At 41.4% G+C, this 13,106-nt stretch carries 11 protein-coding genes; all 11 read right to left on the bottom strand.

The genetic code is table 11. From position 1 onward, the window contains the following. Positions 1 to 14: 14 nt before the first annotated feature. Positions 15 to 803 carry an enoyl-CoA hydratase/isomerase family protein gene (locus EV207_RS13985; RefSeq protein WP_279389196.1) on the bottom strand — a complete coding sequence of 263 codons (789 nt, stop codon included), beginning with the start codon at positions 801 to 803 and terminating at the stop codon, positions 15 to 17. A gap of 37 nt (positions 804 to 840) precedes the next feature. Continuing rightward, positions 841 to 1,602 (bottom strand): 2,4-dienoyl-CoA reductase, encoded by a 762-nt coding sequence (gene fadH, locus EV207_RS13980; protein ID WP_132746777.1) that lies wholly within the window; start codon positions 1,600 to 1,602, stop codon positions 841 to 843. A gap of 52 nt (positions 1,603 to 1,654) precedes the next feature. Continuing rightward, positions 1,655 to 2,911, bottom strand: a complete 1,257-nt coding sequence (locus tag EV207_RS13975) for an MFS transporter (RefSeq protein ID WP_132746776.1) — start codon at positions 2,909 to 2,911, stop codon at positions 1,655 to 1,657. 85 nt (positions 2,912 to 2,996) lie between these two features. After that, positions 2,997 to 3,863, bottom strand: coding sequence for a 3-hydroxyacyl-CoA dehydrogenase family protein (locus tag EV207_RS13970; protein ID WP_132746775.1), 867 nt, complete (start codon positions 3,861 to 3,863; stop codon positions 2,997 to 2,999). Positions 3,864 to 4,011: 148 nt separating this feature from the next. Beyond that, complete coding sequence (locus EV207_RS13965) at positions 4,012 to 5,607, bottom strand: long-chain-fatty-acid--CoA ligase (protein WP_132746774.1); 1,596 nt, start codon at positions 5,605 to 5,607, stop codon at positions 4,012 to 4,014. 16 nt (positions 5,608 to 5,623) lie between these two features. Beyond that, the gene (locus EV207_RS13960; protein ID WP_132746798.1) at positions 5,624 to 6,796 is read right to left on the bottom strand and encodes an acyl-CoA dehydrogenase family protein; all 1,173 of its coding nucleotides are present in this window, start codon (positions 6,794 to 6,796) and stop codon (positions 5,624 to 5,626) included. A 367-nt stretch (positions 6,797 to 7,163) separates the two neighbouring features. Then, positions 7,164 to 9,200, bottom strand: coding sequence for a (Fe-S)-binding protein (locus EV207_RS13955; RefSeq protein ID WP_132746773.1), 2,037 nt, complete (start codon positions 9,198 to 9,200; stop codon positions 7,164 to 7,166). A 103-nt stretch (positions 9,201 to 9,303) separates the two neighbouring features. Then, positions 9,304 to 10,080, bottom strand: coding sequence for an enoyl-CoA hydratase/isomerase family protein (locus EV207_RS13950; protein ID WP_132746772.1), 777 nt, complete (start codon positions 10,078 to 10,080; stop codon positions 9,304 to 9,306). 20 nt (positions 10,081 to 10,100) lie between these two features. Beyond that, positions 10,101 to 11,267: a thiolase family protein gene (locus EV207_RS13945; RefSeq protein ID WP_132746771.1), complete on the bottom strand. Its 1,167-nt coding sequence runs from the start codon at positions 11,265 to 11,267 to the stop codon at positions 10,101 to 10,103. A gap of 58 nt (positions 11,268 to 11,325) precedes the next feature. After that, the gene (locus EV207_RS13940) at positions 11,326 to 12,300 is read right to left on the bottom strand and encodes an electron transfer flavoprotein subunit alpha/FixB family protein (RefSeq protein WP_132746770.1); all 975 of its coding nucleotides are present in this window, start codon (positions 12,298 to 12,300) and stop codon (positions 11,326 to 11,328) included. A 21-nt stretch (positions 12,301 to 12,321) separates the two neighbouring features. Then, positions 12,322 to 13,089 carry an electron transfer flavoprotein subunit beta/FixA family protein gene (locus EV207_RS13935; RefSeq protein ID WP_132746769.1) on the bottom strand — a complete coding sequence of 256 codons (768 nt, stop codon included), beginning with the start codon at positions 13,087 to 13,089 and terminating at the stop codon, positions 12,322 to 12,324. Positions 13,090 to 13,106: the final 17 nt, after the last annotated feature.

The raw sequence follows: 13,106 nt of genomic DNA, 5'->3' as shown, positions 1-13,106 counted from the left end.
TTTATGGCACACCATTATTCACCTTTGAAAAGGGGCTTTCTTTTTTCTACAAATGCTTGTATCCCTTCCTTTGCATCTTTCGTTTCAAAACAAGCTTTAATTGATGAAAGTTCTTGCTTTAACAATGTTGTCAGATCAACTTCCTCACTTGCTTTAAAAAGCCGTTTTGAAAGAGTTAATGCAATTGGTGGGCCTTCTGCAAGTTCTTTAGCAACTGTCATGACACGTTCATCGAACTCTTCATCAGAGAATACTTTGTTTACAAGTCCGATTTGTTCAGCTTCATTCGGCAATATATCACAGCCCGTAAAGATCATTTCTGCCGCTTTCGTTTGGCCAACCAATCGAGGCAAAAAGTAACACATGCCTGCATCAGGACTTAATCCACGACGGATATACCCTGTTGTAACTTTCGCACTTTCAGACATAAAGCGTAAATCACATGCAAGTGCTAACGCTAATCCCGCTCCTGCAGCCACACCATTTATCGCAGCAATGACTGGTTTGTCACATTCGATTAAACTTATTGCTTGACGGCCAACCCATCCTAATTCATCTAATTGCTTGTGACGAGTTTTCCGTTCCGGAAGTCTAGCAGAACGATCCTTTAGATCAAGGCCTGCACAAAAACCGCGCCCTTTACCAGTTATTACAATCACACGAACGTCATCATCGGATGACGCATCTTTCAAAGCTAGCTGCAATTGTGAACTTAACGTATCATTGATGGCATTTAAACATTCGGGGCGATTTAGTGTCAAAGTTCGAACCCCGTAGTGTGTACTCGCTAAAAGTTCCTCTATGGTGATTCTCTCCCTTCTCGTATCTAGACTTTAACAACTATTTTCGATTAAGCCATTGTCCCCCATCAATTGTTATACATTCCCCATTAATATAATCTGATTGTGGAGATAGGAGGAAATAAGCTAAATTAGCCACCTCTTCCGGTTGGCCAAATCGTCTCGCAGGTATGCTGTTTATTTTTTGCTGATATGCTTCAGAAGAAGACGGAATCAAACGATCGAATCCACCAGTATTTTCTATTGGACCAGGAGCTATAGCATTCGCGCTGATTCCGTATTTCGATCCCCATTCGACAGCAAGCGTGCGCGTCATCGCCAATACACCTGCTTTAGCACAAGCCGAATGAATGACTCCAGCTCCAGAAGTCCAAGCATATGTTGCAACGATATTTAGAATGCTACCTTTTTGATTACTAGCAATCCACTCTTTCCCTACCGCTTGCGAACAATACCACGTACCATTAAGAACAATATCTATTACAGCATGCCAGCCATTGTTAGAAAGCTCTTCAGCAGGACATAAGAAGTTGCCGGCGGCATTATTTATAAGAAAGTCAATTTTCCCAAACGTATCTTTCGTTGTACGAACCATATTGTGAACGTTATCCGGATCACGCACATCCATTTGATAACAAAGTATTTGTCCATTAACCTGCTCTATTTCTTTCTTGGCTTCTTCCAAGCGTTCCAAGGTCCGACCCGTAATAACGACAAACGCTCCTTCTTTTGCAAACTTTATTGCCATTGCTTTTCCCATTCCACTGCTCCCGCCCGTAACGATAACAACCTTTTCTTTCAAAAAAATACCCTCCCTCTCCTTACCTTTTTAATTACCCTCTAAACGATTTAGATTATTGAAACACTCCCGCTGAAGTTCCCATTGTTTTCTTCGGTTTATCAGGTCTAGCAAAGATACTGAATAAAATTGCAACAATCACTAATAAACCTATATTGCATAAAAACGTATAGTTGAACCCAAGAGTTGTATTATCGCCAGCTAATTTTAGAAGATAACCGCTTACAATCGGTGAAATCATACCTGAAAAATTCATAAATGACGTACCAAGACTTGACATTAATCCACTTCGTTCAGGAAGCAAATGAATGAGAATCTGTGGTGTAATTGCAAGCACAGCAACGATAAACCCTTTTGACAAACATAATAAAGCGACTGTCAAGACAGCTGATTTTGATAACATGGAGGAAGACAAAAACAATGCACCTATAATCATGGTTATAGCTCCGATGAATACACGGGATTTTCTATTGTTCCGACTTTTTTTATACAAACGATCTGAAACATACGAAACCAAGATTGATATAACTGCCCCAGCTATTCCAATTGCTACAGCAGCATATCCCATCTCCATTGGAGTCAGCCCAACGACTTTAACAAGATAAGTAGGCAACCAAACGGCAGACCAAGTTGAAAACCAGAAGCTTGCAAAACATGTAAATAAAACAAGAATGCAAGTAGGCGTCAGTATAATTGAAGAGATTTCCGACCACTTTAATTTGCCGGAGGGTGATGAAGGTTCACTCCATCCCATACTGCCTTTTGGCTTTTCTTTAGCTATCAACACCCAAAGGATTACCCAAACAAAACTTAATAAACCTAGAGAAGCAAAGGCTGTACGCCAACCTAAGTTCTCAATCATGGCAACGATGATTGGTGCTGATATTAAAGCACCTAACGTTGCTCCCGAATTAAATATAGAAAATGCTATACCACGTGATTGCGGAGGAAACCATTTTTTTAAATGTGCATAACCTGTAGGAGTAAATGGCCCCTCACCTATCCCCAACAGAACTCGATAAAGAATCAGGATCGGAAAACCGACAATAGCATAAGCACCAAATTGTAAAACAGCCCAAGACATTAGGAGAATACTCAACATTTTTTTTGATCCGATTCGATCAGACAATCCAGCCCCAAAGACACCCGCAATTGAGAAAAGCCAGAAAAAACTGCTGCCAACTAGTCCCCATTGTACATATGAAAGGTTAAACTCTTTCATGATCGGACCAGCGGCGTACCCAATGAGAGACTTATCAACAAAGTTTATAAAAATGGCTACAAACAAAAAGGCAAGTATACCCCAACGCATATAGGAAAATCCCCCTTATATAGGTGTTAACGGAAACTGAATCTAAGAAATAGAATGTAAGGCTTGTCCTTCACACTTTCGGCGATTATGAATAAGTATAGAACCCCTTTCCTGTTTTGCGACCCAACTCCCCTTTTTCAACCTTCTTGATCAGTACCGTGGAAGGTTTCATCGACTCTTCTCCCGTCCCATCATAATTTTGCACCCTTGCATTGAAGACTACATCAATTCCGACTAAATCCATAAGAGCAAAAGGGCCGATTGGATGATTCAATGCTTTTGTGCAAGCCAGATCAATCTCTTCAACATTAGCAATCTCGTTTTCTAACAAGTAAATGGCTTCGTCCATCAATTTTCCAAGCATCCGGTTCGCAACAAACCCATTAATCTCTTTCTTCAAAAGAATAGGGATCTTATTGATTCGCTTTATCAATTCACTTGTTATCTCAGTAGTTTCTTCTGAAGTATGGGGCCCTTGCACTACTTCGACTAATTCCATAACTAAAACCGGGTTAAAGAAATGCATGTTACAAATTTTTTCTGGGCGATTCGTTGCATCCGCAATTTCCGAACTGACAATACGGGAACTGTTTGTGGCCAAAATCGTATGATCAGGTGCCAAGCGATCTGCTTCCGTAAACAACGCACGCTTGGCATCTAATTTTTCGACAATCGCTTCTATGACAAAATCCGACTCTTTTACCGCGTCTTCCAGGGAAGAAGTAAAGCGCATACATTCAAACGCTTGACTTACTTGATCATCGGATAATTTCCCTTTCTTGATTCGACGCTGCATATGACCTTCAAGAGACTGTTTTGCTTTCGCCAAACTGTCTTCATTAATATCCTGCAATGTAACTTGATACCCTCCTAGAGCACACACCATTGCAATTTGTGATCCCATTGTTCCTGAACCAATTACCGCTATGTTTTTAATCTTATTATTCTTCATTTCTATGAGACCTCCATTTAAAAGCATCATTCTCCAACTGCTATCAACATAACAAGTGTTTCTATATTTCCCATTCCCGTTAGCCATTCATATCTCGCTTCGAGATACTACAAATTATGGATGATTTACTTTTCTACCATGATCGTTTTCAAAATTGCAGTTTCTCTCGTTCTTCGTCTACCAATTTTCGCCGGAGAATTTTTCCGACTGTCGATTTCGGTAAGTAATCTCTAAATTCAATGATGCGGGGAATTTTATATTTCGCTAATCGTTCTGTACACCAATTAATAATTTCTTCTTCTGTAACATTTGTTCCCTTTCTTGGTACAATTACTGCTTTTACAGTCTCCCCCCGATAAGAATCTGGAGCACCGTACACGCATGCCTCTGCTACTGCTGGAAGCTGATAAAGGACCTCCTCTATTTCCACCGGATATATGTTGTAGCCTCCGGCAATGATGAGGTCTTTCTTCCGACCTACAATATAGAAATATCCATTTTCATCCATCCTTGCAATATCTCCGGTATAAAACCATCCGTCCTGCAGCACGGACGACGTCTCATCTGGATTTTTCCAATAACCCTTCATCACTTGCGGACCTTTAATAACTAACTCCCCTTCTTCACCTACAGGCAATTCCTTTGTACCTGTTTCCATATCAACAATCTTTGAATCAGTGTTAGGCATTGGTATTCCGATACTCCCGGGCTTTCTCAAGCCTGTTACCGGATTACGATGAGTACCAGGGGAAGTTTCTGATAAGCCATAAGCTTCAAGAATTGGAACTCCCGTTTTTCGTTCAAATTCATGCATCAATTCTACTGGCATAGGCGCTGACCCGCTATTGCAGAATTTAAAGCATTCAATATCGGACGCTGTCAAATCCGGATGCTGTAATAAAGCAATATACATCGTTGGAACACCCGGAAACATTGTGGGCCGATATTTCCGAATCACCTCTAAAACTTGATTCACCTCAAACTTTGCCACAGCAATATATGAAGCTGCCGCAAAAACAGCCAAATTCATATTTGTCATCCCATATACATGGAATAACGGAGGGGCACCAAGCATTCGTTCACCTGATCTTTGAATAATTCCTCCCAAAGATGTAAACGCTTGATAAATATTGCATACTAAATTGGAATGAGTAAGCATCACCCCTTTAGATTTTCCCGTCGTCCCGCCAGTATATTGAAGTACTGCAATGTCTTCCTTAGGACAAATATTAAGCGGTGGAAGTTCGTTATTTTCTTCGGCAATCCAACTATACAGACTATCCTTTTGGCCTTTTCTTCTATCAGCTGCAATAACCTTAAGATTATGGGCAAAACCAATCTGTTCTAACTTTTTCTTTTGCTCTTCAAGGCCGACAAACCATGCAGCTTCGGAATCTCTAAGAATATACTCTAATTCGTATACCTGATACATCGGGTTTACTTGGACAACTATACCTCCCAAACGATGGACAGCATAATAGGTAATAACATATTCCATACTATTAGGCAGCATTAAAGCAAGTCGATCTCCCTTCCGAAACCCCCGGTAATGGAGAGCTGCAGCCAAACGTTCGGTCACACGTTTCAATTCGGCATAGGTCAGCTCTTTGTCTCGATCGATCACAGCTTTATTGGTTGGATAATCTTCAGCTGTACGTTCCAAAAGATCAAATACGGACAAAGGCGGAATTTCAATTTCATAGGGAACATTTTCCGGATAAAATCCAAGCCACGGTCTATTCAAATTATTCCCTCCTTTATTAACCGTTTTTCTCTAGTAAACGTGAAATGACTAATCTCTGGATTTCCGCCGTTCCTTCCCAAATTTGATAGATTTTCGCATCGCGGAACCATTTCTCGACTGGATATTCCTTTATATAACCGTACCCGCCTAAAATTTGAATCGCTTCCGTTGTTGTTTTCATACCTATATCACCTGCGTATAGTTTAGACATACTTCCTTCTCCTCGGCGATAGGGCAATCCGTTCTTCGCCATCCATGCGGCACGCCATATAAGTAAACGAGCTGCATCAATTTCAGTAGCCATGTCTGCTAACTTAAAGGCTATCGCTTGCTGTTTAATAATTGGTTTGCCAAACTGTTTTCTCTCCTTGGCATATTCCAGTGCATATTCATACGCGGCCCGTGCAATACCTAAAGCAGCTGCTCCTACGCCCGGTCTAGTTGATTCCAACATTTTCAACGCACCTAACCCTGTAATATACGAGGGAGAACCTTCTTCTCCACCTAGACGATTCTCCAGAGGAATCCGGCAATCTTCCAAGATGACTTGAGCCGTATGGGATGCTCTAACGCCAAGTTTTTGTTCCTTTTTCCCCATCTGTAACCCAAGAGTTCCCTTCTCCACAATAAATGCACCAATTCCATCCCAGCCTTTAGACTTATCCGTTTGTGCAAAAATTACATGGATATCGGCAATGCCTCCATTGGTAATAAATTGTTTTGTACCGTTCAACACATACTCATTTCCATCACGTACAGCTGTTGTTGACATTGATGCTACATCAGATCCAGAACCTGGCTCGGTTAGCCCCATAGCACCGAGTTTTGGATTATCTGGATCAGTAAACATCGGAATATATTTTTTCTTCTGTTCTTCTGTTCCTGCGACTAAAATTGATGTTCCTGCTAAGTTTGTGCCACCTAATATCGCTACAGCAGTTCCAGCACATCCCCAATATAGTTCTTCAGAAATCACCATGGAGGTGACCGGATCATTGATTCCTAAGCCTCCATATTCTTCAGGAAACTTAAAAGAAGTCAGCCCCAGTTTTGCGGCTTTTCGAAAGATTTCCCATGGAAATTCTTCCGACTCATCATAAATATGAGCGACCGGCCGAATTTCTTTCTTCGCAAACTCATGCGCAAGTTTTTGAAACTCCTTTTGTTCTTCTGTTAAACTAAAATCGATCATGATGTGCTCCTCCTTGTATTTATCTTCTTTATTCGAGAAAACAACCTTTCCTGTTCCCCCTCACCTTTTACACTTGCAAGAATGATGCCAACATTACAAAATAAACGCAACTCGTTCATCTATCGTTCTATAACATACGGTTTCATTGGCCATTTATTTTTAAAACTATTAAAAGTAAGCTCTTAATCAATAGATGGAACTTCATGCAAGTCAAAATCAACTTAAAATACCGCATTATATTTATTACTTTGAAACATTTCTGAATTATTGAGTTTTTTTCGACTCATAAATGCCCTATAATATTACAAAAATAACCTGAAATCTTAATGATCTCAGGTTATTTTTCACTATTGAGCTGCCATTATTAACATTCCAATGATCGTTCTACGATTTCAGCAATATCCAATGTTTTAACTTGATCTTCCACTTCTTTCGCTTTTGTTCCATCGCTCATCATGGTTAAACAATATGGGCAATTACTCCCAATCGTTGTAGGATTTAAACCAAGAGCTTGCTCCGTTCGCTCTATATTTACTCTCTTTCCTTGTGTTTCTTCCATCCACATCATTCCTCCGCCAGCCCCGCAACACATCGCATTTTCCTTGTTCCGGTCTAACTCAAGAACAGTAATACCTGGGATAGTACTTAAGATTTGCCTCGGAATATCATAAATATCATTATATCGGCCAATATAACACGAATCATGATAAGCAGTTGCTTCCTTTACTTCCTTCGTCGGTTTAATTCGCCCCTCTTGGACGAGCTTCCAAATCAGCTCTGTATGATGATAAACTTCCGCTTCCAACCCGAATTCAGGATATTCGTGTTTAAACGTGTTATACGTATGCGGACAGATGGTAACGATCTTTTTGACGTTGTACGCTTGGAAATTGGCGATATTTTCTTGACATAGCTGTTGAAACAGGAATTCATTTCCTATTCGACGAGCAGAATCACCTGAGTTGCGCTCTTCATTCCCTAAGATCGCAAATTTCACATCGGCTGCGTTTAAGATTTTGGCGAATGATTGAGCGATTTTTTGACTTCGGTTGTCAAATGACCCCATAGAGCCAACAAAGAATAAATAGTCGAAATCCTCAACTTCATTCACTGTGGGAACATCAATATCATCTCGTCCCTCACGCCATTTAATCCGTTCTTTTCGGTTTATTCCCCAAGGATTACTCTGACGCTCAATATTTTGAAAATAACGAGTCGCCTCATGCGACGTTTTCCCTTCGGTTAAAACTAAAAAGCGGCGCATATCAATAATCTTCTCTACATGCTCATTTGCTACAGGACATTGATCTTCACAGTTTCGGCACGTCGTACAGGCCCAAAGCTCTTCTTCTGTAATAACATCCCCGATCAAATTTGTATCGTATGTTTCTGATGTAGCTGCAACTTCGGCGTTGGATTGCTGGAATGCAAAAGCAGGCATCCATGAGGTACGAGAAGTGATAACGGCACCTTTTTCCGTCAGGTGATCACGCATTTTTACGATTAGGTCCATCGGTGACAATGTTTTTCCAGTTCCCGATGCTGGGCACATGTTTGTACAGCGCCCACACTCCACACAAGCATACAAATCAATCAATTGATTCTGTCTAAAATCCTCAATTTTCCCTACACCATAATGTTCTTGTGTTTCATCTTCAAAGTCGATCGAGGTTAATTGGCCAGCCGGCTTTGTATCCCTCAAAAAGACATTGGCAGGCGCGAACAACAGGTGGGCATGTTTTGATTGTGGAACATAAACTAAAAAAGCAAGTAAAGTGAGTAAATGTATCCACCAGAAAATATAGAAAAGAACACCTGCAACAGTTTGACTCACTCCAGTAAATAAATAGGCAATTGAAGAAGAGAATGGCGTGTATAAGCTACCCCCATGGCCTAACCAAAGCTGTTCAAAGGTTAATGACATAAAAATGGAAATCACCAACAACGATAAAAAGATAATGACTAGTCCAGATTTAAAACCTCTTTTTAATCTCTTTAGTTTTTCTATATAACGCCTATAGTAGGCAAAACCAACCGCCAATAATATAAGAAAGACCGTGATCTCTTGAAACAAGCTAAAGTACTTATGTGCAGACCCTATTGGAAGTTCGTACCCTTTTATTAATCCCTTTATAATTAACTCAATTGCACCTAATTGAAGAATGATAAATCCATAAAACATAATGACGTGCATAATACCGCTATTAGTATCTTTAAGCAACTTTTTTTGCCCAAATACGTTGACGAGCACTTCATTAATACGGCGAGCTGTATCTTTCCGCAAATTTGATTTTTTTCCGAGCTTAATCAACATGATACGGTTATAGACGACACTTATGAATATATACAGAGCATACGCTGTTATTGATAGAAAGAGAAAAAAATTAAGCAACTCTAACATGACTTTCCACCCTCTCAAACCTTACAAACAAGTTATTCCTCACCTACTTTAGTGCACAAAATACAAAGGGGGAGAGGGATGATTTGGATCCCTCACATCGACTTTATCTCCCTTTAAACACGGCTTTTCTTTTTTCCAAAAATGCCTGTGTACCTTCTAGTTTATCTTCTGACTCTAAAAGAATTGCCTGAGCCATTTTTTCTATCATTAGGGCAGTGTCCATATCCAAGTCAAATCCTTTATTTACCGCAAGTTTTGCCATTCTTACTGCGAGAGGTCCTTTTGCCAAAATTTTATCCGCTTTATTTTTTGCAGCTTGCAACAACTGTTCTAATGGAACCACTTGTGAAACTAATCCATAAGTTGCCGCCTGATCAGCTGTCACCATTTCTCCGGTCAAAATCAAGTCAAGGGCTCTTCCTTTTCCGATAATGCGCGCTAATCGCTGAGTGCCCCCCGCACCCGGAATAATGGACAAATTAAGTTCAGGAAGACCAATCTTTGCATGTTCAGCAGCGATACGGATATCACACGCCATTGCGAGTTCGCAACCGCCACCAAGAGCGAAACCATTAATCGCCGCAATCGTCGCCTTATTGCAGTTTTCGATCACTCTATATGCATCGGACATCCCAGGTAGGAAAGCATCAAGCTTCTTTTTTTCCTGAAGTCTGCGAATATCAGCTCCAGCGGCGAATGATTTGTCTCCGGCGCCGGTAAATACGATAACACCAACTTTTTCATCTTGTTCATAGATTTTCACCGCGTTTATGATTTCTTCCACGGTGTACGGGTCCAGGGCGTTTCTCACTTCTGGACGGTTGATTTTGACAACCCCTATTTCCCCTTCTTTTTCCAACAAAATGTTTTGAAACTCCATTAAAGTCCCTCCCCAAACATTTACCGTTCTAACATAAGGGCAATTCCCTGCCCACCGCCGATGCATGCTGTCACAAGTCCCCGCTTCACATTACGGCGTTTCATTTCATACGCCAGTTTCATTACGAGCATTCCGCCAGTAGCCGCAATCGGATGTCCGTGGGCAATGGCTCCACCGTTGACATTTACCTTCTCCCAATCAAAATGCAGTTCACGATCGCAGGCGAGAACTTGAGCGGCAAACGCCTCATTGATTTCAATCAAATCAAAATCGTCCAGATTTAATCCTGTTTTCCGCAACAGCTTTTGGGTAGAAGGAACAGGACCGATTCCCATAATGTTCGGATCTACACCGGCTACCGCCCAGCTTGTGACTCGAGCAAGCGGTTCCAATCCTCTGCGTTCAGCCTCTTTGTCCGACATCATCACAAGAGCCGATGCCCCATCATTCACACCGGATGAATTCCCCGCTGTTACTTTTCCGCCTTCCTTAAAAACCGGGCGGAGCTTACCCAATCCGTCAATTGTCGTATCCGGTCTGGGATGTTCATCTTTCTCAAATAGTACAGTTTCACCTTTTTTGTTCTTTACTGGTACGGGAACAATTTGTTCTTCATAACGTCCATTTTCAACGGCGTGTTTCATGTTCTCCTGACTCCGTAGAGCAAACTGATCCTGTTCTTCTCTGCTAATCTTATATTGTGTTACTAGATTTTCCGCTGTAATCCCCATCGGCGGATCCCCAATTTGTTCAGGAGAAAGCCTGCGTTTCCCGATAAGACGAGGAGGGACACGGTCAAAAGGCTTGCTTGGCGGTTCCATTAAATAAGGTGTTCTCGTCATGCTTTCGGTTCCGCCTGCAATCAAGATCTTTCCGTTCCCAGCTATGATGGTGTCAGCAGCCAGTGCAACACTATTAATTCCCGAACCGCATTGGCGGTCAATCGTAAGTCCCGCTACCGACATTGGCAACCCCGCCTCAAGCGCGGTCAATCGTGCTACGTTTCCGCCACCGGCCAGACAGTTCCCGAGAATTACATCATCCACTTCTTCTCCATGTATTTGGACGCGATCTAGTGCTTCTTTCATAACGAGACCGCCGTAAATAGATGGATGAAGGTCCTTTAATGCCCCGCCAAGTCTCGCAATCGGGGTTCTTACTCCGGATACAATTATCGCTTCTCTCATAGAGTTTCCTCCCTAAAAATTTGATATAATGCATGAATATAAAGTCTTCAAATTTTATTTATGCATTTACCGTAAGTGTTTTTTTAAAATCTTTTGTGAGCAACGGCACAACTTCGAATAGGTCACCGACAATACCATAATCGGCAATTTCAAAAATTGGAGCTTCTGGGTCTTTGTTGATCGCAACGATGACTTTAGAATTTGACATACCAGCAAGATGCTGGATGGCCCCCGAGATACCGCAGGCAATATACAAATCGGGGGTAACCACTTTCCCTGTTTGGCCGATTTGCAAAGAGTAATCGCAAAATTCAGCATCACACGCCCCTCTTGAAGCCGCGACTGCTCCCCCAAGTACATCTGCTAATTCTTGGAGCGGCTTAAATCCTTCAGTACTCTTCACACCACGACCGCCTGAGACAATGATTTTTGCTTCACTGAGATCCCCGCCACCAGCTGTTTTTTTGACAATTTCTTTTACAATCGTTCGCAAATCTTTGATCGTCGGTTCAAATAAAACCACTTCTGTTTTAGTAGGCTTTTCTAACGCTTCAAAGTTGTTGGGACGAAGGGTAGCAAATACAAGACCTTTACGGAATCTTCTTTTTTGAAATGCTTTACCTGCATAGATTGGACGGGAAAAGACGATGTTATCACCGTCAGGAACAACTTCCGTGCAATCGGATATCAATCCAAACTTCAATCGTGCAGCCAACCGTGGTGCCAAATCTTTTCCTATCGCCGTGTGACCCATAAGTATAACGTCGGGTTCTATTTCGTTAACTAATTGGCTTACTGTTTGTACGTATGCATCCGTAGTATATATATCAACCCGATTATCGTTCACAATATATAGTTTGTTTGCACCGTACTTACTGATTTCATCTGTGAAATCTACTGAACTCGGGCCAAACAAGACACAATTAACTTCTCCACCTTGGGCTACCTGTCGAGCCACTGTTAATGCCTCATATGATACATGCCTTAACTTTCCGTCTTTGGTTTCTGCCAAAACAAATACTCTTTTTCCCATGTCCTTCCCCTCCTTTGTTTTTTATACTACCTTGGCTGCATTTTGCAAAATTTGAACGAGCTCACTGACCTGATCCTGAAGCTCTCCCTCTAAAATCTGTCCTGCCTGTTTTTTGGCCGGCAAATATTGATCAATGATCACTGTAGCCGTTGTCACATCTTCATTTTCAAGACTCAATTCTTCTACAGAAAATGTCTTCAACGGTTTTTTCTTTGCTTTCATGATTCCAGGAAGTGAAGGATAACGTGGTTCATTTAACCCTTGTTGAGTAGTAGCAAGAAAAGGCAATTGAATCTCGACTATTTCCACATCCCCTTCCACATCTCTTTCTACGGTTGCTGTCCCATCGTTCAATGTTAGTTTCGTAATTGTCGATACGTGAGGGATACCTAGTTTTTCGGCAACACGTATCGCCACTTGCCCAGAACCAGAATCAATGGCCATATTACCGCCCAGAATCAAATCGAAATCACGATTTTTGACAACCGCAGCGATCAAATTGGAAGCAGTCCATTCATCAGCTTCCTGTTCGTCCCATTCGATCAATACAGCTTGATCCGCTCCCATCGCAAGTGCTGTCCGCAACGCACTTGCCGTCCGTGACGGACCTAAGGTAATTGCCGTTATTTCTGCTCCGATTTCTTCCTTGATTTTTACAGCTTCTTCAACGGCATACTCATCGTAAGGATTCATAATAAACTCAACATTTTCTTCACTAATCTGCCCGTTTTCAATCACTATATTTTCTTCAGTATCAAAGGTTTGCTTCAATAAAACTAGTATATTCATCTAACTTCCTCCCATCT

It is taken from the genome of Scopulibacillus darangshiensis, assembly GCF_004341035.1.
In the GTDB taxonomy this organism is placed as follows: domain Bacteria; phylum Bacillota; class Bacilli; order Bacillales; family Sporolactobacillaceae; genus Scopulibacillus; species Scopulibacillus darangshiensis.
Note: the sequence above shows the minus strand (reverse complement) of the source record. Positions and strands in the feature narration are given on the sequence as shown.